Consider the following 21,449-nt stretch of genomic DNA (forward strand, 5'->3'; position numbering starts at 1 on the left):
ATGCACATAGTCAGGGACGCAGAAGGGGTATTCAACCGCCAGGCACCAGCCGATCAAAAGCGTGAAGGCATTTACGAAGGCAAGACCGCATCTATACCCGTGACGGTTACTGCTCCTGTATTGGAGAGAATTTCCGTGTCGCCGGAGCAGATGAACATTGCTGCCGGGAAGACGGGACAGCTTCTGCGGCCTTCTACTCGGACGGAACCGCGAAAGACGTGACCGGTCAGGTGTCCTACCAGCCGGACATCAATTGTCGAAGTATCCGAAGTGGGTCTGTTGACCGGCAAGAAGCAGGGGAGTGCCAAAGTAATCGTCTCTTTCGGTGGCATGACCGCAGTATCCCGGGTGCTGGTGAACGAAGCCGTCCTGGAGTCCTTCTCGGAGGAGCCGCCCCGATGAGCCTTGTTGGGAAAGACCCAGCAGCTGACGGTAAATGCTGCGTACTCCGACAGGGCGGTAAGGGAGGTAACAAGCTCATCCGGCTACCGGACCAGCAGCAGATCCGTCGCATTGGTCTCCGAAACCGGCCAGGTCAAAGGGGGTCTCTAAGGGGAATGCAGAAATCACCGTAACCTTCGGCGGCAAGAGTGCACCCGTTCCCGTCACGGTGAGCGCTCCTGTTGTGGAAGCGTCGAGATTCAACCCAACCCGTTGAAGATATATAAATCCAACTTCCAGAGGTTCCGGGGTCTGGAGACCTATTCCAACGGCTCCACTTAGGACGTAACACTGTACGCTGCGTTCAGCAGCAGCGACACTTCTGTCGTCAGAAACATACGAAGTGCCTGCCGAAGTGCTTCCGGTAGAAGTCATCTCTCTCCGGGAAGACAATCAAATAATTGGGCTGGGCGTAACGCCCGGCTTTTTTGTGGCCCTCAGCGCGGAGAACTTTCTTTCAATGATGTTGTTGTCGTTTACCATAATGATCAGTTGCATCATGTTATTCTTAGAAATTTTTTAAAATAGCTTCTAATAGAGACAAATATTTGGTAAAATTGGCAATGGAACAGGTTTATTACCCCCGGGTTGGTTTAGCACCTGTAGACCGTTTTTATACCTAACAGCAGTTAGGTTTCATTATCTGCAAAACGTTTTTCGAAAAAGGAGCCCTGGGAGGAATTATCTGCCATCTTTCAGGTCAAGAGTTGTCATGATAGTTCATGAAAACATAGTAGCTGCAAGAGAAAGAGATTTCCGGAACTTTCGAATGAGAAGATTATTTCTGTGCAGAATTATGTGCTTCGAAATTTTTGCCTCGGAAAGCATTATAGCTTTCCGCGGAAACCGTTGTGCGGTAAGACTTGGAACCATCCAGTCCGATGCGGGTGTTGCACTCATAACCCCGATGAAAAGGGGACTGAATTAATTGTGGTGAACAAGCATGGGAGCTGAGGGTGAAAAGGTTGCACTCATAACCCCGATGAAAAGGGGACTGAATTTGTCGTTCCGTTCCAGTAAAATGAGTCAAATCCAACGTTGCACTCATAACCCCGATGAAAAGGGGACTGAATTTCGATCTGTGTCTGCAACTCATCAAACAGCTTTTGCTCGTTGCACTCATAACCCCGATGAAAAGGGGACTGAAATCTGGGCAACGAACCGTTGAAGATTTACGTTCAACTCCTGTTGCACTCATAACCCCGATGAAAAGGGGACTGAAATTTGCCGACAAAAAAGCGAAAGGGAAGCTGACGTTGGAAGTTGCACTCATAACCCCGATGAAAAGGGGACTGAAATCTCGTCATCCACCGCACCGAAAAGACGACATATCAAGTTGCACTCATAACCCCGATGAAAAGGGGACTGAAATGTTATCTACGCCGTGCTCTTTGAGTATTTCCACGAAGTTGCACTCATAACCCCGATGAAAAGGGGACTGAAAGATAATTGACCATGATGAACCGATTAAAAAAACTCGATGAAAAGGGAAATGGAGACTTTAGAAATATATCCCGGCAAAGTATTTTGCCGGGATTTTTTTGTGCGCCCGGCATGGGCGTTAACTTGGTGGTGAAAGTCCACTGCAGGCGAGGCAGCACGAGTCTGCTAGCCGAAGGCAAGGGTGTCCATCGCGAGGTGGGATCTGAAGGAAGCCGGAGGCAAAGCCACGGCCTGATGAACAAGAACCCCATAAGAGGCTAAGTCGCTCGGATGAGCTGGCGAAACACAGCGAAATCCCAGGCTGCCAAGGGGCGGCGGAGTATATGGGGCAGGCGCGGGGCGAAGGTTAACGTTCTTACCCGGGGAGGCCTGCCGGGGAAGCCAGGGAGAGCTGGTAACCCGTGTCGAAAGGCACGGCTGAGCCGGCAGGAGTCAGCAGAAGGCATAGTACCCTAGGTGTCATGGACTCTGGGGGGAAGGCCTGAACATCAAGTCAGAGGTGAGACCGATGAGTTCGCGAGAAGGGCGAAGACAGCAGAAAACCCCGGGAGGGGCCTGCCTGCGGGAGGAAGTGGTGAAGCCACGGGGGACTGCGGGAGGGCCGAGTTCTTCTCCGGCACGAGGCGGGGCGGCACCTCGCGGAGGACAGGGTAGCGGCCTGATGGAGCAGGTGGTGGAAAGAAGCAACATGCTGGCTGCATTGAAGCGGGTAGAGCGGAACGGAGGTGCGCCCGGCATAGACGGAGTTCCGACCGAACGGTTAAGGGACCAAATCCGTGCCGAATGGCGGCGCATTCGGGAAGAACTGCTCGCGGGAACCTATAGGCCCGAGCCCGTGCGCCGGGTCGAAATCCCGAAACCCGGGGGAGGCGAACGGCTACTAGGGATACCCACCGTAATGGACCGCCTGATCCAGCAGGCGCTTCTGCAGGTATTGACGCCCATCTTCGATCCGCAATTTTCGGATAGCAGTTACGGGTTTCGTCCTGGGAGGAGAGCCCACGATGCGGTGAAGAGAGCGCGTCAATACGTAGAAGAAGGATACGAGTGGGCAGTAGACCTGGACATCGAGAAATTCTTTGACCGGGTCAACCACGACATCCTCATGGCCCGGGTGGCCCGGAGAGTGACGGATAAGAGGGTACTCACACTCATTCGCCGCTATCTCCAGGCAGGCGTCATGGTAAACGGAGTGGTCATGGAAACGGCAGAAGGGACGCCGCAGGGCGGGCCATTAAGCCCACTCCTGGCCAACATCCTCCTCGACGACCTGGACAAAGAGCTGGAGAAGAGAGGTCACAAATTCGTCCGATACGCCGACGACTGCAACATCTACGTCAAAAGCAAGCGGGCGGGCGAGAGGGTCATGGCCAGCGTTCGTAACTTCCTGCAGGAGCGGCTAAAGCTCAAAATCAACGAGCAGAAAAGTGCGGTGGATCGGCCGTGGAAACTGAAATTCCTGGGGTTCAGCATGTATAAGCCCAAGGGGGGAGTAATCCTTATCCGCCTGGCGTCACAGACCATCGACCGGGTGAAAGCGAAAATCCGGGGGATAACAGCCCGGAACAAGCCCATAAGCATGGACGAGCGCATAGAACGCCTGAACACCTATCTGGGCGGCTGGATAGGATACTTTGCCCTGGCCGACACACCCAGCGTATTCAAAGACATAGAAGGCTGGATGCGGAGGAGGCTGCGCATGTGCCTCTGGAAGCAGTGGAAGCGGGTTCGGACGCGCTACCGCGAACTACGGGCATTAGGGCTGCCGGAGTGGGTGGTGCATCATTTTGCCAATGCCCGCAAAGGGCCGTGGCGGATGGCACACGGGCCAATGAATAGAGCCCTGGGCAACGCCTATTGGCAGTCCCATGGCCTGATGAGCTTAACCGAACGCTACCATAGACTTCGTCAAGCTTGGTGAACCGCCGGATGCGGGCCCGCATGTCCGGTGGTGTGAGAGGACGGGGGCTAGCCGCCCCCTCCTACTCAATAGAGTTCCTATACCGCTAATAAATTTTTTTGAGGAGTAGGCAGGTAATGGGTTAACAAGTTAGCAGAAGACCGCTCAAAGGTCGTGCAGCGCGCTTGCGTCTTTCTCCAGAACTATTTTCTCAAGTTCTGTGAAGGAGACTATTGGTATCGGAGACTCCCGCAAATAAGGCGTTAGAAGTTTTTGAGGCCCTTTCCGCAAGTGCACAGCTTGTGGACTTAATCGGTGAGCTGCTCAGGATGTGTCTGAGAGGGTGGAGCCAGGGGCACCAAAGGGTCTTGGAGAAGACGGGCAAAGAGATTGGCCTGCCGGAGGCAGATGTGCTTGTCAAAATACTCCAGCGGACACGGAGGTCGGCTCGGAGAAGCTGTCCGAATTCTCAAGGCAGACCCTCACGCCGCCGGCGGCGGCACAACAGAGGATGAAAATACCCGTCGGGTCTGCCGGCGAGCGACCTATGGAAGGCCGGGTAACAGGACAGGCGAAGCGAGGATGACAGGTCGGGATGCGAGTACAGACACCTTAAGAGTTTCGATGGAATGGATTTGCTGCGAGGCCAAACGCTGCGATTGGCAGAAGCAATTCGTAACATGTTACGCAGCATCCCAGAGCTGTCCCGAAGCGAGCCGTCGTCCTGTCCGGCCTGGAATCGGGAGTCGAGCGGTAGACCGGCAGGGTATGCGATCTATTCTCAAGGCAGGAGAGCGAAATCATGGAAAACGTCCGGCAGTACAAAATAGAGCGGGCCTAGGAGTGAGGCCGTTGATACAGACATTGTACCTGCTGTTGCCGGGCCTGGCGCTGATCGGAGTGACGCTGTTTCCGGTGGGCATCCCTGATGAACGCTTCGGAGGTCAGGAGGCTCCCCTTTAAGGATGGCATTGCCTTTGCGATAGGCCGCAACCCCTTGCGGTTCAAGAAGGTTTCGTACAAGGAGCATCCCCTGGCTTACTGCATGTCCCCTGTCAGAAGTACGTGTCGCTAAGAGAGAGGGGCGTTGAGGCGAAAGACATCCTGGTTGATGCCGCTCCGTCATCAGACGGGTGGGAGGGGTTTATCGACCAGGTTTCATAACGGAAGTAAAAATTTTTACTATGGTTAATGAGTCTGATATAAAATAATTAAGAAGTAGCACGAAATCCTTTTGCCGGAGGATAACTTATCATGAAGTTAAGTGTCAATTGTATACCCTGTTTGATTAATCAGGCTGTTACTCAGGCTAAATTTCATCTTGATGATGAAGAGCAGCAGTTTGCTTTGGTTGAAAAAGTGATGAAAGAACTGCTTTCTGCTGAAAGAAGATGTGCTCCTTGTGTCGCCCAAAAGATCCAGCGGGTATTGAGGGAATCTCTTCAGAACCCTGATCCCTATAAGGCACAGAAAACCTTCTACAATAAGGAGATGCTCAAGCTGGAGGAAGCTTTTCAAAAAGCGGTAGCGGCGGTTTCGGCTGACCCGCTGGAACAAGGACTTAGACTGGCAGTAGCCGGCAATATTATTGACTTTGGTCCCTACCACGACCTGTCACCGGAAAAGGTTCTGAAGGTTGTACAGGAAACCGTGAAAAAGGATTATAAAAAAAGAGATGCTTATAAAATTAAAGGAAAAATTAAGCAAGGCCCAGAAACTTCTTTATCTGGGGGATAATGCTGGAGAGATTGTTTTTGATAAATTGTTTATTAAAAAGATTAAAGATGTTTACAGAAATCTTGACATTTTTTTTGCGACGCGCGGTTACCCGACTTTAAACGATGTAACAGAAGAAGATGCCTATGCTGTAGGAATGGACAGGTGTGCCAAGATTGTCAACAATGGTACAGATATCCCTGGGACAATCTTGGAAGCATGTTCTTCTCAGTTTCTAAAAGTTTTTCACGAGGCAGATTTTGTGATTGCCAAGGGTCAGGGAAACTTTGAGTCGCTGTACGGCGAGTGCGAAAAGGATATTTGCTTTATTTTTCTTTGCAAATGCAGCCTTTTTGAAGAGCGGCTGGGCGTTCGGAAGCACGATATCGTTTTGATGTTCAACCGGCCTCTTATTCTAACTTCAAAGCTCCAGCAAACTGCTCCGCAGTAACAGTGGTAATAATATTTTGATCACTTGGGATCCATTCGGGATCTACTGTTTATACCCAGCGGAGTTTTACGAAAAAGCAGAATATCTTATGGAAGCTCTACCATTTTGTGCTTGATGTCCAAAATTAGGGGGCAAACCGGAACTAAACGGTTTTGAGACGTCAAGATTATTGGAGCTTGAATGGCGGCAAGCATAGGTAAAAAAGATTTAAAAGAATGTATAGGTATGGGTCAAACAATTTATCAAACTCGACCAGAACGAACGAATTCAGGAGAACCCAAATAATCAGTACAACCACAAAGATTGAGATGAAAGCCCAAGAGCTCCCGAAAGTTGCAATCTTATCAGCAATCCGCTGGCCAAAAGTCAGTTGTTCAGAAAAGTCTTTAACTACATTTCTTGAGATAGGGATTCTCTCGGCGAGATAATGAGCAACTCTCTTTTCTCGTTCACTTAGATGTTTATATTTTGTGCGAAAGAGCTTTTTTGATATTTTGCCAACCTTCTGGTTTATTGTGTTATCCTTTTGCACTGCAGTCTAACCTTTATAATTTATTTTGTTATTGTTGCTGTCCTAAACAGGAGTGGACAACCGGCAGCAGAACGGTTTTCCGTGTCTTATGTAATTTGCCAAGTTTACAGGATTGTGAGAGGCATGTTCAGGACGGTCAAGACAAATCTCCTGCGGTTTGCTTCGGTGCTGCTCCTGGTCGTTGCGGCAACGGGAGTAAGCGCTACTTGCTGGTTCCACTGGTATCAGCCAAAACTGCCGGAAAAGGGATAACCGATATTTTCTTTAAGTTGCCCGTCCTGGTTCAAAAACGGGCTGTTTCTGTTTAACTTGTATCACCAGGTTGAACAAAAAATTATAGATTAAAGAAAGAGTTGGTTATTTGCTTGGGAGGCCAGTATAATTCGTATAGTAATGGTAGCAACCAATGCCAAAATGATAAAATATGGAGGTGATTATAAAGAAGAGAATATAAAATGGAACGTAAATATTTAATAAATTCTCCCCGTGTAGAGAGAAATTCGTAAATATTGCGCAAACTTCCATATAGAAGCAAATGGAAAAAACCGAAGGGTCAACCTGGAAAAGGCCCTGGGAATTCTGAGGGCGCGTTAATTCCTTCGTTCCGGCCGGTATCCGCTACACCCGGAACCGGTGCCCTGGCGCAAAACAGGCCCTCGGGTTACGACTCCGAAGGGCCTGTTTCGTTCGGGTGCTACGGGTTGTCCTCTGTCTCCCGTTCCAGGGCCTGAAGGCGCTCCACCAGACGGCGGTAGCTTTCCTCGTATTCCTCCTGCTCGATATCGCCTAGTTCATAGGAGAGTTGCAGTTCCAGCAGTTTGGAGCGGAGGTAATCGGCATCCTCCAGCTCCTGCCGGACGGCGTCGTCGATTTTCTCGGCGATGGCCAGAAGACCGCGCAGGGGCAGCAGTAGAAGATCGTCGATGATCATCGTCCATCCCTCCCGGCGGTGGTATCAATCCGACTCCAGGTCGACGAAGTTATAGGGGGGCCAGGGGCCGGAGTATTTAAAGTCGAATCGCTCCCGGAACCGTTCGTAGAGGGCATTGACCTGTTCGTCGAAGAGCAGTTCCTTTTCTTTTTCCACCAGAAAGGCGGCATTCAGGACCATGCGTTCGTTCAGGGGTTTGTTGAGGCGGGTGTTCACGGCCGTTTTTTCGAGGGGTTCCAGGATTTGGGGAGTATAAATAGAGCGCAGCTCCAGTACGGCTTCTTCCACCCTCTGGCCCAGGAGAATGGCGGAATGGTAGGCAGATTCCGGAGGAAGCGCCTGGATCTCCTCCTTTATCCGGGCTAGTTCCGGGTACCTGCTTTCCAGTTCCGCCGCCAGGCACTCCTTTTTCCAGATAACCTTCAATCCCAGTTCAATCCTGTTCCGGATCTGCGAGAAAATTCTCTTGATTTCCTGGTAGCGGGAGGCCAGCATTTGTACCGCCTCCTCTTCCTCCTTGAAAACGGTGCCGAATCTGAGGGGGATGACGTTGAATTGCTCGCCGAGGCGGGTTACCGTTTGGCTGTGGCTGCGGGCGTTTTCGGGGGTGGGGGTATAGGTGAAATCGGATATGATGCCGGCGATCAGGGTGATATCCTTGTAGGTGATGGGAATCAGTTCCCGTCCGGAGTCCCCGGTGAGGGAGTCCGGCGGTGTGGACGGCGGTGTCTCCACGATGCCGTAGGCATAGTAGAGTTTCGGGGACGGCATGACAGGCTCCTCCTTACCGAAAAAATTGTCGAGACGCCTTGTCTCGACAACCCGCTTGGGACCGGAAGTGATGCGGGGCTAGGCGGCGGCGATCGCCTGGGGCGGAGCGGCCAGCCTGGTGAGTCCGATCGCCTCTGCGTACTTCAGGTAGGTCTCCACTCCGGCCACGACCACACGGGCCTCCACGGAGAGCAGCTCGATCCCGACCAGCGCCACCTTGATCCAGGCGTCGATCACCAGCCCTTTGTCCAGGATGCGGTCGATTACCTCGACCAGACTGTTGGCGTCCGTGCTTTTGGTAACGGCCATTGAAATCCTCCTCACCTGAGAATTTGATACCTCAAAACCTTATATCCGCCGATCACCTTACCTCAGAAGCAGATGTCTTGACCGGTTGCCTGAATATTCAAGTTTATGGCCTGGAGGGGGTCAGGTGGCGTCTTCGGCCCAGCGCTCCGGATTCAGCATGCGATCCAGCACGTCGTCCACCAGATCGTCCAGGCTCAGGCGGATGTTTCGCACGGTGGTGGTGATGCCGTTCTCTTCTTTTATCCTTTCCAGGGCTTCCCCCAGGTCCATCAGCGCCTCGCCGAGGCTTATGATCTCCTCCTCCCCCAGGTTGCCGGATTCCATCCGCCTGAGCGCCTGCAGCTCCAGCAGATCTTTTATGATCTCCACCAGGGCCACCACCAGTCCCAGCAAACCTTCCTTGAGATTATCCTCGTTGATCTGGATTGGCAACTTTACTCCCCCTCACCCAGTCCTTCTCCATAAAGCCGTATTCTATCATCGTCTCTACGGCAGCAACAACTGCCCGGAGATTTATTCCTATCAACGGGATGTTGGCGACCCCGATGACCAGATCGAGATGGAGAACCAGTCCCTTGTTGAGCAGTCTGTCCAGAACATCGGCGAGTGCACCCGGTCCTTCCCTCGTTGGGTCCACTGTAAGACCACCACCAGATGATTGCGTTGAACAGCGGTTGAGGTCGGTCAAGAGCCTCTCATGGGGGTTGAAAGCGGTCTGAACCGGCCAGGCGATCGACAAAGGCTCAGTATCATAATATGCTTCCTTATCGCTTATCCATGACATGACCCTGGGCGGGAGATAAAATAATTTGCTCTTGACGGGGCTCGGGTTTTGAACATCGCCGGGGGTCCTGCATATATTGTATTGTACGGTTCCTTCTGAAAACGGCACAGGCGGTTCGGAGGTAGAGGATGAAGGCCGTAGGCGACGGAATGGCTCGGAACCGCATGGTACGGTAAATAACTTTGAGGGGTGAGGATTGATGAGCAGTCTGGTCGAAAACATGGAAGAGCTGGCCTCCGAAATAATCTCCTCGTTCAGAAACCGGAGAAAGAATCTCCATGAGCTGCAGGAGGAAGTCAAGAACCTTTTGAGACTGTTCGAAACGGAGAGGCTGGAGATGAGGGCCGGGCTCCAAAAAGAGCTCCACGATTTCATAAACGATCTGGAAGTCAGGGTGAATAAGCTCCTGGCGGAGTTCGAGGAGGAGAGGTACAGAGCCGAGCAGATATGGATGGAAATGGAGAATAAGATGGAGCATTTGAGAAGGGTGAAATGACGTTCCCGGCGGTTTCCCGATACCGGGCGGTGTTGCGGTGGCCGTCGGTTTGCTTATCCGATGCCGGGTGAAACCGGCCGGCTGGTGTTTCAAATGGGATCTCCTGAAATGCCCGGGAACCTTCCTTCCCGGGCAAAAACTGGTGAGGTGAGAAGATGAACCAGCGGATACTATTGACATCGCAGTTTCCGGATATCTCCGGAGACTTTGTTATAACGGAGCACCTTCAGAAGTTGATCGACAGGGCGCTGTCGTATTTAAAGGCGGGTTTCCCGGTGCATTTTCAGGGGCCTTCCGGAACGGGTAAGACCGCTTTGGCGTTTTATCTGGCCCGCCGCCTGGATCGCCCGGTTATGCCGATCCACGGCGATTCCGAACTGGATTCCGGCGATATCGTGGGAGGCCCGTCCGGCTACAGCCATACCCTGTATATCGATAATTTCGTTCATTCGGTGCTCAAAAGGAAGGAAGAGTGGGAACGGCAGTGGATAGTAGGGCGCCTGACCATGGCGTGCAGGGAAGGCATGACCCTGGTTTACGACGAATTCACCCGTTCGCATCCTGAGGTCAACAACGTCCTATTATCGGTGCTGGAGGAGGGGGTGCTGCAGCTACCCGGGGTTAAAGCCGGTGAAAAGTACGTGCGGGTGCACCCGGGTTTTAGGGCCATTTTTACCAGCAATCCCGAGGAATACGCCGGTGTTTACAAGAGCCAGGATGCCCTGCGCGACCGGATGATCACCATTGAGCTGGGGCAAATGGATCTGGAGACCGAGATCAGGATCACCGCCCGGAGGTCAGGTCTCGCCGAGGATCAGGCTACGGTGGTTGTGAATGTGGTCAGGAACTTTGCCGGTGCCTTTCCGGGCTTCACCAGCACTCAGCGCCGGAGCATCATGATCGCCAAGCTCGTCAGGGAGCAGGCCCTTTCCTTTGACAGCCCGCTCTTTCAGGAGGTTTGCCTGGACGTCCTGGGTTCCGAAGTGACCCGCAAGAACGGCAACCCCGTGCCGCGAGAGGTGCTGGAAAAGAAGATGGCGGCGGTGATTGCCGGGGTATTATCACCGGAAGGGAGGCAGGAGGATGAGCCCTCTTACAGAGGCTTTCGATTCGGCGGCTTTATCAAGTAGGTGGGGTAGCGACGGCGTCTATTTCGAACTGTACAAACTGGCCTCGGAACAAAAGCGGCTGGGGAAGCTGCGCCTGAATCTGGAAAGGCGGATGAGGTCCATCGACGACAGGCTGGCGGAGATAGCCCTTGCCATGCAGAGGCTGCAATCGCACCCCTGTTTGGCGAAACAGAACCGAACGGAGGTGTAGAGCGGGGTGTGGGATAAGCTCTTTAAGGAAGTCGGGGATTTGTTGCGTTTTATCCAACAGGCGGGAGAAGAAGGGGTGGAAATCAGCCGGAGGGGTACACTCGGACCCTCCTCCGGCAAGGCTCCCGCAGTCTACGACTTTCATCTGAAAATGGGTTCCCTGGCCCCTCCGGGGGCAGGGGAGAAGGGCCGGGCCGGCGGCCGGGTGTCGTACGAGGGGGATGCCTGCGGCCCCCGGGCGGTGGAACCGGTGGTGGATCTTTTCGAGGATCCGGGTTGGTTGATCGTCGTCGCCCAGTTGCCGGGGACGGCGGAGCAGGAGCTGAAGCTGGTCGTGGAGGGGAGTGCGCTGGTCATCGGGGGAGGGGAAGGAGAGCGAAGGTATACCTGTCGGGTTCCCCTGCCCTTTCCTCCCGTCCTTGAAAGGTGCCAGGTATCTTTCACGAACGGGGTGCTGGAGTTGCGCATTCCGACGGAAAACGGGGCGGAGCAGGGCTCCGCGAAGGGGGACGACCCTTGGCCGAGCTGATCTTGACGGCGGCGGAGGCGATGGCGAAGGATGTCGGCCGGGGGAACGTCCGCATCGACCCGGCTGATATGGCCGCGGCCGGCCTGGTGGCCGGGGATGTGGTGGAGATCACCTGCAAGCGAAGCACCGTGGCCCGGGTGCTGCCGGCCTACCCAGAATTCCGCGGCCGGGGGCTGATGCAGATCGACGGCATAACCCGGCAGAATGCGGGAATCGGCCTGGGAGAAAAGGGGCGGATTCGCCGGGTTGAGGTGCGGCCCGCGTTGCAGCTGGTTTTGCTGGCCAGGCAGGGCCCCGGCCCCTTTGAAAAGGAGGGACGGCAGTTGAGCCGGCTCTTGCTGGGGGTTCCCGTTGTCAAGGGGGACGGCGTCAGGATCGAGTACTTCGGCTCGGCCCTGGATTTTACGGTGCTCGAGACGGTGCCGGCGGGACCCGTGCTCATCGAGGCCGCCACGGGGGTTAAGGTGAAGCTGGAAAAAAGGGACGGCGAAGGACAGGCTTCCGTCAGCTACGAGGATATCGGCGGTTTGGGCAAAGAGATCCGCAAGATCCGGGAGATGCTGGAGCTACCTTTAAAATATCCGGAGGTCTTCGCCCACCTGGGGATCGACCCCCCCAGGGGTGTCCTGCTTTATGGGCCTCCCGGTACCGGCAAGACCCTGATCGCCCGGGCGGTGGCCCATGAAACCAACGCCTGTTTTCTCCACGTGAACGGGCCCGAGATCATTCACAAGTACTATGGGGAAAGCGAGGCCAGGCTCCGGGAGATATTCGAGAAGGCGCGCGCCAACGCTCCCAGTATCATTTTTCTCGACGAGATCGATGCGGTGGCCCCCAGGCGGGAAGAGGTGCACGGGGAGGTGGAAAAGAGGGTCGTGGCCCAGCTCCTGGCGTTGATGGACGGCCTGGAGTCCCGGGGACAGGTGGTGGTGATCGGGGCCACCAACATCCCCAACGCCCTGGATCCGGCCCTACGCAGGCCCGGCCGCTTCGACCGGGAGATCGCCATCGGAGTTCCGGATCAGAACGGCCGGCTGGAGATACTGCAGATCCATACCCGGGGGATGCCGCTGGCGAAGGACGTCCTGCTGGAGGAGATTGCCGGGCTCACCCACGGCTTTGTGGGGGCGGATCTGCAGGCCCTGTGCAAGGAGGCGGCCATGCTGGCCCTCCGCCAGGCCCTGCCGCAGCTGGAGGGGGGCAGCCCCGGAGGGACCTCGCTGGAGATCGTGGACCGGTTGCAGGTGTGCCGGAGGCATTTCCTCCAGGCCCTGAACGAGGTGGAGCCCTCCGCCCTCCGCGAGGTTTATGTGGAGATCCCCCATGTCGAGTGGGAGGAGGTCGGGGGGCTGGAGGAGATCAAACGGGAACTGAGGGAGGCGGTGGAATGGCCGCTCTTTTACCCCGAGCTCTTGAGAGAGGCCGGGGTGGTGCCGGCCAAAGGCATACTCCTGGTCGGCCCGCCGGGGACGGGGAAAACCCTGCTGGCGCGGGCCGTGGCCTCGGCCAGCAAGGCCAATTTCATCTCGGTCAAGGGCCCCGAACTCTTTTCCAAATGGGTGGGGGAATCGGAAAGGGCGGTGCGTCAGATCTTCCGGAAGGCGCGCCAGGCCACCCCCTGTATCGTTTTCTTCGATGAGATCGACGCCCTGGTGAGCTCCCGCGGCTCCGACGGCGATCCGACCTCGGACAAGGTGCTGGGCCAGCTGCTGACGGAGATCGACGGCATCGAAGGGCTGCGGGGGATAATCGTCCTGGCGGCAACCAACCGGCCGGACCGCATCGATCCGGCGCTGCTGAGGCCCGGCAGGTTCGATCTGGTTCTGACCCTGCCTCTGCCGGACCTGCGGTCCCGGGAGCAGATCCTGAGGATTCATACCGCAGGCAAGCCTCTGGCCGGGGATGTCGACCTGGCCGAACTGGCCGGGGAAACCGAAGGGTTTTCAGGGGCCGACCTCCGGTACGTCTGCTGGCGGGCCTCCTGGCTGGCGATCAGGAGGTTTCTCGCAGCGAATTACCGGGAGGGAGGGGCAAAGCGGGTTCCCCTCCAGGTCGAGAAGGAGGACTTCCAGCATGCCCTCGCCCTTTTAAAGGCCGGAGGCCGGGTATAAGGGGGGCGGCGCCAAAAAGGCCCTCCCGCCGGTAAAGGGGCGGGAGGGCCTTTTCATGAGGCGTCGACTAATCGATCTCTTTATCCTGTTCTGCAATCCAGAGCACGATGCGGCGGAACCTGTTGAATTCTACGAATATCTCCGGAGAGAGCAGGAGGATGTTTCCGTAGAACTTGATCCACTCGGGAGTCACCTTCATGAAGGCGAATCCTCCGTCTTGTAATCTGACGATCCAGAAGATCTTGTGCCTGGTGGCGACGAAGAAGCTGTCGGTCACATACCCGCTGCCGGAGGCTCCCTCTTTCCCGGGCTCGAAGTCGAAGGCAAACGCCTTCGGCGGCCTCTTGGTCCTTTCCAGGGCTTTCAAAACTTCCGCCAGATCGGCGAGTTCCTCCGATTCGATGTTTTCGTAATCGATGACGGCTTCCATATTCATACCCCCTTTGGTGGTTTTACTACCATTATATTCCATGATCGTGTAAAAGGTGCTGAATTATACCCCGCAGGCGTGACGTTTTTCCGTACCAGTCATCGGCCCGGCCGTTGCAGGCATATAATTAGTAGGGTCAACCACCGGGAAGGGGGAGGAAAAGATGGCTGCGCGGCTGGAACCGACCAGGGAGCGGGGATCAACCCTGGCCGATGTGGTGGAGCTGATTCTGGATAAGGGGCTTGTGATCAATGCCGATATCACGGTATCGGTGGCCGGCGTGGAGCTCCTGGGTATAAAAATAAAGGCGGCTCTGGCCTCCTTTGAGACTGCCGCCCGATTCGGCCTGGAGTTTCCTTCGGGGGTGAACCGGGAGACTGCGGCCTGGCGCGAGGCCGAAACGGTCAAGGAAATGTGTCCCCAGTGCGGTAAACGGGTGAATGTCTATGAGCTGCTGAACGACCAGTGCCCGTGGTGCGGCTGGGAGAGCGCCCGGGCCCGACAGAACAAACTGCAGGCGATGCCGCTTCCCAGATAAATGCCGGCGCCGTCACCGGCAGGGTAACGCAAAGGCGGTTTATCCTTGCGCCGGCTACCGGATTCCGGTTGGGCTTCAACGGTTGTTTCCGCTCGCTCCTGTTGCGCCCCGGACATCACCCAGGGCTCGCCCGGACCGATTCTAAGGCGGCTGCGGAACCATGTTGTAATTCGCCGCTAAAAGGCCGATCTCGTATGATGTCCTTGACAGCTTCTCAAGGTATGCAAGCGGTACCAGTCCTCGCCGCCTGAACCGGTGGCTTCGCTTGTGCCCGGTGATGTTACCCGGTTCTCCATAAGTCGCTCGCAGGGAACAACCTTGCGCCGGTGGTATGTAAACCTCCTGTTTCGCACCGGATGCCGTTAGCCGCTCCTCAGTCAAGGAAGGGTAACAACTTCGCGGGGTGACGGGCCGGCTGGGATAAACCGGACATTTTTAGGACAAGGGGGGAAAATCGGATGAGTGAGGATCTGGCCGTGGCCGGCGGCAATAATCAAGGAGTTGCCACGGTCCCGGGCGGACGTTATGTCTATTGCGTGGCTCCGGTCGTTGATTTGGAGGGCAAAGGGTTGCAGGGGATTGACGGGAATCGCGTCTATCAGATAGCCTTTCGGGATATCGGTGCCCTGGTGCACGATTGCCCCGATGTCCCTTATCAGGGGGGGGATGAGCAGGTAAGGGCATGGCTTCTGGCACATCACCGGGTGATCGAGGCGGTCTGGGATGCGGCGGGGACGGTGCTTCCCATGACCTTTGACATGATCATCAAGGGGGATGCGGGGTGTACTGCCGGCGACCGGGTGGTGCGCTGGCTCGAGGACAATTACGAGGCCTTTAAGAACAGGCTGGAGTTCTTTCGCCGTAAGGCGGAACTGAGAATCCGGGTTATCTGGGAGCGGGGACCGTTATTGAGGATAGCGGCCTGTGAGGATCCGGAAGTGAAACGGCTGCAGGTGGAAATGGAAGGCAAGCCCCAGGGTATGGCCTTTTTTTATAAACGCAAGATCGAGAAACGGATTAGAGAGGTGGTCGACGGGCTTGCCGACGGCATCTACCGGGATTGTCTGAACAGGCTCCGGCCTTTGGTGGCAGCATGTCGGGAGGAGAAACCCAGGCGCCTGGAGGGGAAGGAAATGCTGTTAAACCTCTCCGTTCTCGCGGAGGAGGCGAGGATCGAAGATATCGGCAACCTCTTGGGGGAAATCCAGGAGCGGGAGGGATTTGAGGTGATCTTTACGGGGCCCTGGCCTCCTTACAGTTTTGCGGCGGAGGAGGTCGGGGCGGAGATTAATTAGAAAGGGGTGAGAGAGGTGAAGGAGTGTACCGATGTAAAGAAGGAGGCAAAGGGGGCGATTATACGCCTGGCCAGGCACCTGGAGGCCACGGGCCACGCCTGCGAAGCCCGGGATCTGTATCTGAAATTGATGAATGAGTATCCGGAGAGCGAGGAGGCCTTCGAGGCCAGGAAGTCGCTCTTGTCGCAGGCGCGGGAATACGAGCGGCGGGGGATGGTTCACAACGCCCTGGATATCTACCGGATACTGTTGCTGGGATAATCTACGCGGTTCCGCAATAGAGGGTTGGGTCTTCGGGACGACGCGGAAAAGGTAGCCGTTAAAAGAAAAGGCTGCCCGGGGGAATGGTTTGAGGGCAGCCTTGACGGTTCTTCTCCGGCGTATTGCACCACCTGATCGTGGAATTAGGCGGCTATAACGGGCGGAGGCGAGGCGAGTTTGGTCAGGCCGATGGCTTCCGCATACTTTAAGTAGGTTTCGACTCCCGCCACAACCACTCTGGCTTCCACTGACAGCAGCTCAATACCCAGTAGCGTAACCCTTACCCAGGCATCGATAACCAGACCTTTATCGAGGATGCGGTCTATGACTTCTACCAGGCTGTTGGCGTCGGTGCTTTTTTGGATTGCCATATTATACCATTCCTCCTCTTGCGTAATAGACTGGCAAGGTGCTGTTTATTTCTATTCCCAATATATGAGGAACGTTGGCGATGTGTTCACCGTCCGGGTAGAAATTTGGGCGCATTAAAAACTTTCGGCCGGAGTTGCCTCCGGCCGTTCTTCCTGCTATTCGTAGCTCAGGGCCTCCGCCGGTTTCAGGCCGGCCGGGTAATAACCGAAAAAGATCCCTACCATCAGCGCGAAGGCCACGGATATGAAGAGACGATGATGGTGTCCCTCTCCTGCAGGCCGCTCTTGATCTCCACGTTCAGGTCGTAGGAGATGCCGGTCTCTACCTGCTGCAGCTGGGGCTTCCCGTGCTGCATTACCACCACGAAGCCGGAGCCGGTGGCGGAGACCGGGTCGCTTGAGGATGTGCTCTCTCCGCCGGTCCGGGAGTTCGAACTTCAGTTGCTGCTGCTAACCGTACCGGTGGCGTAAAGCCGGCTGCCGTCACCGTCCCCGGTCTGGGTGCCGGAGCGCCGGTTGCCGCCGTTGCTCATCGCCGTGGTCACCATATAGGTCCTGGCAAAGTCCAGGCCTCCTGGGGCACTGTGAGCACATGGCTTGCGGAATCGACGATGATCTTGATGCTGGCCGGGAGACCGCTCTTGAGCAGACTGTAATCGTCGATGGAGATCTTGGCGTCGAACATCTGCACGTTGCTGACGGTGGTGGCCATCGGGGCGAGGTAGGCGATCTCCCCCGTAAAGTTTTCGTCCGGGTAGGTATCCACCGTGAAGGTGACCTTCTGGCCGGTTTTCACCTTGCTGGTATCGGGCCTCGTTGATCTTGGCGGAGAGCTGCAGCTCCGTGGAGGAAAGGTAGATGTAGAACTGGCTGCTGTCACTGCTGCTGCCGGAGGATACCGCCCCGCCTCCCGTCCACTGCCCGACATTGCCGTTGATCTCGGCCACGTAGCCGTCGAAACGGGCGATGATCCGGGCGTTGTCCAGGTTCTCCCGGGCCTGTTCCAGATAGGACCGGGCGGTTTGCAGGTTGGCCAGGACGATTCTGAGGTCGGCTTCGTGGCTGGTGGCTACCAGATTGCTATGGTCGCTCTGATATTTGGCCGGGGCCGACTGGTAGCTCTCCCTGCTGCTCTTTAGTTCGGCCTTGGAGATCACCCCGGCCTCGTACAGGGCCTGGTTTTGATCCAGGGGCCTTGGTGTTGTCCAGGGCGATCGGTGACCACCAGCTTATCGTAATTGGCCTGGGCGACGGTCAGGGACGCCTGAGCCCTGCTCGTAGGCGTGCTTGGGACGGGGTTAGCCGCCCCCTCCTACCCGATATTGAACGCTGCTTCGGGGAGAAGGGAGCGATCGACACTCCTGGATGAAATCTTCTTTGTTGACAAAGAGAAAACAGCCGGTCTATAATATAACTGTATTAACTGTAATAGTATAAATAATACGAGGAGGAGGTGTCTATGTTACAGCTGGATTACGGAGATCGGCGGCCTCTCTACGAACAAATCAAGGAAAAAATAAAAACTCTGATTATCAGCGGGGTTTTAAAACCTAATGAGCGAATACCGTCGGTGCGGGAACTGGCGCAGTTATTGACAGTCAATCCCAACACCATTCAAAAGGCCTACAAGGACCTGGAAGCGGAGGGATTCATCTACTCTGTTCGGGCCAAAGGCAGCTTTGTCGCTCACCTCGACCGGTCGAGCAATTACCACCGGCGGGAGGAACTGAGGCGGCAATTGGAAAAAATTGTGGCAGAGATGCTCTATCTTAACGAACCAATAGAACAGTTGATAGAGACCATCTATGCCGTTAAGAGAAAAGGGGGTCTGCTTGATGATTGAGGTGAGAGGGCTTACCAAGAGCTTTGGTAAATTGAAGGCCTTGGTGAACGTCGATATCAGTATTGAAAAAGGTGCCATTTACGGATTACTCGGCCCTAACGGTGCCGGTAAAACCACCCTCATCAAACACCTGGCAGGTGTCTACCGGCAGGATGCCGGGACGGTTGCCGTTGACGGGCAGCCGGTTTACGAAAACCCGGCCGTTAAGTCGTTTCTGGTTTATATACCCGATGAGCTTTATTTCTTCTCCCAATACAGTATTGAAGAGACGGCTAGGTTTTACGCCACCCTTTACCCGAACTGGAATTGGGAAAGATACCACCTCTTAAAACAGGTATTTTCCATCGACCCTCAGAGGAGAATCACCCGTTTATCCAGAGGAATGCAAAAACAGGTGGCCTTCTGGCTGGGCATCTCCACCATGCCCCGGGTGATGCTTCTCGATGAGCCGGTCGACGGTCTGGACCCGGTGATGCGGAAAAAGGTCTGGAACTTAGTTCTGCAGGATGTCGCCGAGCGCCAAACAACGGTGCTGGTTTCCTCCCATAACCTGCGGGAGCTGGAGGATGTCTGTGACCATGTGGGCATTTTGCATAACGGCAGCGTACTGGTAGAAAGGGATCTCGATGATTTAAAGACGGATGTTCATAAGCTCCAGCTGGCCTTTACCGGGGAGGTACCCGCGGATCTCCTGGAGACGGGGACGCTTCTACACCGTCAGCAAAGCGGCAGCATCCTGCAGATAATTGTCAAGGGGGATAAGGACCGCATTCTGTCGGAGGTGCGGCGGGCTGAACCGGTTATCCTGGATATCCTGCCGCTGACACTGGAGGAGATTTTTATCTACGAGTTGGGGGGAAGGGGATATGACATTCAAAGTATTCTTATTTAATAAAGGAGTGATTGTCAGCGATCTCAAGCGGTTCTGGTGGATCAGCGTTTTGTATGGCCTGGTCCTGCTTTTGCTCCTGCCTTTTCACCACATGATGCAGATTGTATCAGTCGATAGCGAATGGATGTCGGAAGCGCTGAAAAGATCACTGGACATTTTCTCCGGGCAGGGCGGGCTGCAGGCACTCCTCATTTGCACCGTGCCCGTTATCCTGGCGGTGCTGATTTTTCAGTATTTGCACAGCGTCCGGGCGACCGGGGTGATGCACAGCCTGCCTCTTGACCGCAAATCCCTGTTCTTAAGCCACTGCTCGTCGGGGCTGGTGCTGTTGCTTCTGCCCGTCCTGGTCACCGGATTGGCGCTGGTCGCCCTGAATATGACGACCACTTTAAAGGACTATTACTCACTCCTGAACATCCTGGAATGGGTGGGGATCACAGCTCTCATCGACGTATTGGTATTTGCGATCGCCGTTTTTGTAGGGATGTTCACGGGCAGTGCCGCAGCCCACATCGCCTTCACCTATATTCTGCAGGTTCTGCCCACCGGGTTAAATATTCTGTTGGCCGAGAATCTCCGGCATCTGGTGCACGGCTACGCCGACATCAGTACTCCGACCAAGCTGAAGTATAACTTTCCGCTGCTGCTGTTTACCGGCGGGATCAGTAGTGATTATTTTACTGCCGGAACCGTTGCGGTTTATCTCCTGGGGATCGCCCTGTTTCTGGCTGCTGCTGCCTATGTCTATAAATTAAGGCACGCCGAAGCGGCCGGTGAGGTCATCGCTTTTCCGATCCTGCGCCCGGTTTTTAAATACGGTGTAACCGCTTGCACCATGCTGCTGGCAGGAGCCTATTTTGCCGGTGCGTACAACGGTGCTTTACCCGTTATCGTTTGGGGATACCTGCTGGGCTCTTTGTTGGGTTACCTGACGGCCGAAGCTCTGCTGCAGAAGTCTTTGAGAGTCTGGTCTTCTTACAGGGGGTATCTGGGATATGCTGCCGTGGTGGCGGTTTTGCTGGTCGGGGTTGCCACCGATGTCACCGGCTATGAACATCGTGTCCCCGAACCGGATAGCGTCAAGAAGGTCTACTTCGGCAGCAGTCTCGGCCCCTGGATTGAAGTGGAAAAGAATGATGCAACCGCAACAAAGCGAAGTGTTGCGCCAATAGAGCGAGGCGGGGAGTATATGGGCGGGAGCTTCTTTGAAGAGAGGAGCAACATCGAGAACATCATTCTCCTGCACCGGCGGCTGGTGCAGGAGCGCCACGACACCAGTAAGGAATGGCAAAAACACTATATTATTTATTTACTGGATAACGGGTCTTACCTGGCTCGCCAGTATTCGATCGATGAAAAGCGGCACGCTTCACTGCTCAGACCCATCTACGAGTCCCTGGAGTATAAGCAGGCCAGATTTCCGATTACAACCCAGGACCCGGCCGCAATCAAGTGGATCGAAATCGGAGATCACAGGGCCAACAAAGGAGCGGCCGTTCTGACGGACAGGGCCGAGATCAGAGAATTCGTTGCCCGGTTGATGAAGGATGTGCTTGCTGCAACATTCGAGGAAATGACCGCCGACCGAGAGGAATATATATATGCCGACATCATGATTGATATCGGTATGGAAAAGGGAGTGGTACATCATTACACCATTCTTCCCGGTTACAGTTCGGTTATCTCCTGGCTCAAGGAGAAGGGGTATTATGAAAAAGTGGTGCTTCGGCCGGAGGAAATCCAATATGTCAAACTGGAAAGAGCTGTACCGGCAGCGGATAACGGCGGATTAAAGTGGGTTGAAGTGAGGGACCGCCGGTTAATCGAGGAATTGATCTCGTTGCAGGGCCCCGCTGACTCCATCGGCCCGCGAGATACAATCATGGCGACATTTTTCGGTGAAACAGCCGCAGGCCCTTTCCAGTACCATCGTACAATACACCGGGATTGGCCGGTTTCGGAAGCCCTGCAAAAATATATTTCAAAACTGGATTAGTGCCGATCACATCTTCAAAACGCCTACAAGACCGATATCAGGCCGGGAGTATGAACTCCCGGTTTTTTTGCGACTATTGCTGCCCTTCGG

At 55.1% G+C, this 21,449-nt stretch carries 29 protein-coding genes and 1 CRISPR repeat array; of the genes, 18 read left to right on the forward strand and 11 right to left on the reverse strand.

Annotation, left to right across the window (positions count from 1 at the left end; all coding sequences use genetic code 11):
- Positions 1-222 (forward strand): hypothetical protein, encoded by a 222-nt coding sequence (locus tag TPH_RS05220; RefSeq protein ID WP_015050147.1) that lies wholly within the window; start codon positions 1-3, stop codon positions 220-222.
- Between the two features lie 48 nt (positions 223-270).
- Positions 271-402 carry a hypothetical protein gene (locus TPH_RS16190; RefSeq protein ID WP_269077486.1) on the forward strand — a complete coding sequence of 44 codons (132 nt, stop codon included), beginning with the start codon at positions 271-273 and terminating at the stop codon, positions 400-402.
- A 75-nt stretch (positions 403-477) separates the two neighbouring features.
- Here TPH_RS16190 and TPH_RS15095 read toward each other — a convergent pair whose 3' ends face one another.
- Complete coding sequence (locus tag TPH_RS15095; RefSeq protein ID WP_148275851.1) at positions 478-816, reverse strand: hypothetical protein; 339 nt, start codon at positions 814-816, stop codon at positions 478-480.
- Between the two features lie 514 nt (positions 817-1,330).
- A CRISPR array of direct repeats spans positions 1,331-1,886; the repeat unit is 37 nt; unit sequence GTTGCACTCATAACCCCGATGAAAAGGGGACTGAAAT.
- A gap of 506 nt (positions 1,887-2,392) precedes the next feature.
- Here TPH_RS15095 and ltrA point away from each other — a divergent pair.
- The 3 genes from ltrA to TPH_RS05245 all read left to right on the forward strand — a co-directional run bounded on the left by ltrA (position 2,393) and on the right by TPH_RS05245 (position 5,951).
- The gene (gene ltrA, locus TPH_RS05230) at positions 2,393-3,805 is read left to right on the forward strand and encodes a group II intron reverse transcriptase/maturase (RefSeq protein WP_015050148.1); all 1,413 of its coding nucleotides are present in this window, start codon (positions 2,393-2,395) and stop codon (positions 3,803-3,805) included.
- 1,233 nt (positions 3,806-5,038) lie between these two features.
- Positions 5,039-5,521 (forward strand): ARMT1-like domain-containing protein, encoded by a 483-nt coding sequence (locus TPH_RS05240; protein ID WP_015050150.1) that lies wholly within the window; start codon positions 5,039-5,041, stop codon positions 5,519-5,521.
- Positions 5,460-5,951: a damage-control phosphatase ARMT1 family protein gene (locus tag TPH_RS05245; protein WP_015050151.1), complete on the forward strand. Its 492-nt coding sequence runs from the start codon at positions 5,460-5,462 to the stop codon at positions 5,949-5,951. Before TPH_RS05240 ends, TPH_RS05245 begins: the two co-directional genes overlap by 62 nt.
- A gap of 166 nt (positions 5,952-6,117) precedes the next feature.
- Here the strand turns inward: TPH_RS05245 and TPH_RS16455 are convergent, their stop codons facing one another.
- Positions 6,118-6,483, reverse strand: coding sequence for a DUF1003 domain-containing protein (locus TPH_RS16455; protein WP_015050152.1), 366 nt, complete (start codon positions 6,481-6,483; stop codon positions 6,118-6,120).
- A 123-nt stretch (positions 6,484-6,606) separates the two neighbouring features.
- On the opposite strand from TPH_RS16455, the gene TPH_RS14685 reads away from it, so the two are divergent.
- Positions 6,607-6,735, forward strand: coding sequence for a cyclic lactone autoinducer peptide (locus TPH_RS14685; RefSeq protein ID WP_081578604.1), 129 nt, complete (start codon positions 6,607-6,609; stop codon positions 6,733-6,735).
- A 442-nt stretch (positions 6,736-7,177) separates the two neighbouring features.
- Here TPH_RS14685 and TPH_RS05255 read toward each other — a convergent pair whose 3' ends face one another.
- The 5 genes from TPH_RS05255 to TPH_RS15925 all read right to left on the reverse strand — a co-directional run bounded on the left by TPH_RS05255 (position 7,178) and on the right by TPH_RS15925 (position 9,278).
- The gene (locus TPH_RS05255; protein WP_015050153.1) at positions 7,178-7,414 is read right to left on the reverse strand and encodes a gas vesicle protein GvpG; all 237 of its coding nucleotides are present in this window, start codon (positions 7,412-7,414) and stop codon (positions 7,178-7,180) included.
- Between the two features lie 24 nt (positions 7,415-7,438).
- A complete protein-coding gene (locus TPH_RS05260) occupies positions 7,439-8,185 on the reverse strand; it encodes a GvpL/GvpF family gas vesicle protein (RefSeq protein ID WP_015050154.1) in 747 nt (248 codons plus the stop codon).
- 78 nt (positions 8,186-8,263) lie between these two features.
- Positions 8,264-8,494 carry a gas vesicle structural protein GvpA gene (gene gvpA, locus TPH_RS05265; RefSeq protein ID WP_015050155.1) on the reverse strand — a complete coding sequence of 77 codons (231 nt, stop codon included), beginning with the start codon at positions 8,492-8,494 and terminating at the stop codon, positions 8,264-8,266.
- Positions 8,495-8,614: 120 nt separating this feature from the next.
- Complete coding sequence (locus TPH_RS05270; protein ID WP_015050156.1) at positions 8,615-8,926, reverse strand: gas vesicle protein K; 312 nt, start codon at positions 8,924-8,926, stop codon at positions 8,615-8,617.
- The gene (locus tag TPH_RS15925; protein ID WP_148275852.1) at positions 8,901-9,278 is read right to left on the reverse strand and encodes a gas vesicle protein; all 378 of its coding nucleotides are present in this window, start codon (positions 9,276-9,278) and stop codon (positions 8,901-8,903) included. The genes TPH_RS05270 and TPH_RS15925 overlap by 26 nt, the downstream gene beginning before the upstream one ends.
- Before the next feature lie 220 nt (positions 9,279-9,498).
- Between TPH_RS15925 and TPH_RS05280 the strand changes: the two genes are divergently transcribed.
- From TPH_RS05280 to TPH_RS05300, 5 genes are all read left to right on the forward strand, one after another.
- Positions 9,499-9,774 (forward strand): hypothetical protein, encoded by a 276-nt coding sequence (locus TPH_RS05280; RefSeq protein WP_148275853.1) that lies wholly within the window; start codon positions 9,499-9,501, stop codon positions 9,772-9,774.
- Positions 9,775-9,929: 155 nt separating this feature from the next.
- Positions 9,930-10,904 (forward strand): gas vesicle protein GvpN, encoded by a 975-nt coding sequence (gene gvpN / locus TPH_RS05285; protein WP_015050159.1) that lies wholly within the window; start codon positions 9,930-9,932, stop codon positions 10,902-10,904.
- Positions 10,858-11,094, forward strand: a complete 237-nt coding sequence (locus tag TPH_RS05290) for a hypothetical protein (protein ID WP_015050160.1) — start codon at positions 10,858-10,860, stop codon at positions 11,092-11,094. The genes gvpN and TPH_RS05290 overlap by 47 nt, the downstream gene beginning before the upstream one ends.
- Before the next feature lie 6 nt (positions 11,095-11,100).
- Positions 11,101-11,622: an Hsp20/alpha crystallin family protein gene (locus TPH_RS05295; protein ID WP_015050161.1), complete on the forward strand. Its 522-nt coding sequence runs from the start codon at positions 11,101-11,103 to the stop codon at positions 11,620-11,622.
- On the forward strand, positions 11,610-13,733 hold the full coding sequence (locus tag TPH_RS05300; RefSeq protein WP_015050162.1) for a CDC48 family AAA ATPase: 2,124 nt from the start codon (positions 11,610-11,612) through the stop codon (positions 13,731-13,733). The genes TPH_RS05295 and TPH_RS05300 overlap by 13 nt, the downstream gene beginning before the upstream one ends.
- A 67-nt stretch (positions 13,734-13,800) precedes the next feature.
- Here TPH_RS05300 and TPH_RS05305 read toward each other — a convergent pair whose 3' ends face one another.
- The gene (locus tag TPH_RS05305; RefSeq protein WP_015050163.1) at positions 13,801-14,163 is read right to left on the reverse strand and encodes a hypothetical protein; all 363 of its coding nucleotides are present in this window, start codon (positions 14,161-14,163) and stop codon (positions 13,801-13,803) included.
- A gap of 163 nt (positions 14,164-14,326) precedes the next feature.
- Between TPH_RS05305 and TPH_RS16285 the strand changes: the two genes are divergently transcribed.
- The 3 genes from TPH_RS16285 to TPH_RS05320 all read left to right on the forward strand — a co-directional run bounded on the left by TPH_RS16285 (position 14,327) and on the right by TPH_RS05320 (position 16,257).
- Complete coding sequence (locus TPH_RS16285; RefSeq protein WP_015050164.1) at positions 14,327-14,701, forward strand: gas vesicle protein; 375 nt, start codon at positions 14,327-14,329, stop codon at positions 14,699-14,701.
- A gap of 458 nt (positions 14,702-15,159) precedes the next feature.
- Positions 15,160-15,996: a GvpL/GvpF family gas vesicle protein gene (locus TPH_RS05315; protein WP_015050165.1), complete on the forward strand. Its 837-nt coding sequence runs from the start codon at positions 15,160-15,162 to the stop codon at positions 15,994-15,996.
- 15 nt (positions 15,997-16,011) lie between these two features.
- Positions 16,012-16,257, forward strand: a complete 246-nt coding sequence (locus TPH_RS05320; protein WP_015050166.1) for a tetratricopeptide repeat protein — start codon at positions 16,012-16,014, stop codon at positions 16,255-16,257.
- Between the two features lie 143 nt (positions 16,258-16,400).
- On the opposite strand, the gene gvpA (TPH_RS05325) is transcribed toward TPH_RS05320, so the two are convergent.
- The 3 genes from gvpA (TPH_RS05325) to TPH_RS16460 all read right to left on the reverse strand — a co-directional run bounded on the left by gvpA (TPH_RS05325) (position 16,401) and on the right by TPH_RS16460 (position 17,556).
- The gene (gene gvpA / locus TPH_RS05325) at positions 16,401-16,628 is read right to left on the reverse strand and encodes a gas vesicle structural protein GvpA (protein ID WP_015050167.1); all 228 of its coding nucleotides are present in this window, start codon (positions 16,626-16,628) and stop codon (positions 16,401-16,403) included.
- Positions 16,629-16,852: 224 nt separating this feature from the next.
- Positions 16,853-16,984, reverse strand: coding sequence for a hypothetical protein (locus TPH_RS16195; protein ID WP_269077487.1), 132 nt, complete (start codon positions 16,982-16,984; stop codon positions 16,853-16,855).
- Between the two features lie 185 nt (positions 16,985-17,169).
- Entirely contained in the window at positions 17,170-17,556 is a 387-nt protein-coding gene (locus tag TPH_RS16460; protein WP_081578605.1) for an HlyD family efflux transporter periplasmic adaptor subunit, read from the reverse strand.
- A gap of 273 nt (positions 17,557-17,829) precedes the next feature.
- On the opposite strand from TPH_RS16460, the gene TPH_RS15385 reads away from it, so the two are divergent.
- From TPH_RS15385 to TPH_RS05350, 4 genes are all read left to right on the forward strand, one after another.
- Entirely contained in the window at positions 17,830-17,997 is a 168-nt protein-coding gene (locus tag TPH_RS15385) for a hypothetical protein (RefSeq protein ID WP_155990785.1), read from the forward strand.
- A 90-nt stretch (positions 17,998-18,087) separates the two neighbouring features.
- Positions 18,088-18,471 carry a GntR family transcriptional regulator gene (locus tag TPH_RS05340; protein WP_015050170.1) on the forward strand — a complete coding sequence of 128 codons (384 nt, stop codon included), beginning with the start codon at positions 18,088-18,090 and terminating at the stop codon, positions 18,469-18,471.
- Positions 18,464-19,363: an ABC transporter ATP-binding protein gene (locus TPH_RS05345; protein ID WP_015050171.1), complete on the forward strand. Its 900-nt coding sequence runs from the start codon at positions 18,464-18,466 to the stop codon at positions 19,361-19,363. Before TPH_RS05340 ends, TPH_RS05345 begins: the two co-directional genes overlap by 8 nt.
- Complete coding sequence (locus TPH_RS05350; RefSeq protein WP_015050172.1) at positions 19,338-21,359, forward strand: DUF6449 domain-containing protein; 2,022 nt, start codon at positions 19,338-19,340, stop codon at positions 21,357-21,359. The genes TPH_RS05345 and TPH_RS05350 overlap by 26 nt, the downstream gene beginning before the upstream one ends.
- Positions 21,360-21,449 lie beyond the last annotated feature (90 nt).

Origin of the sequence: Thermacetogenium phaeum DSM 12270, from assembly GCF_000305935.1 — a bacterium.
GTDB classification, from domain to species: Bacteria; Bacillota; DSM-12270; order Thermacetogeniales; family Thermacetogeniaceae; genus Thermacetogenium; species Thermacetogenium phaeum.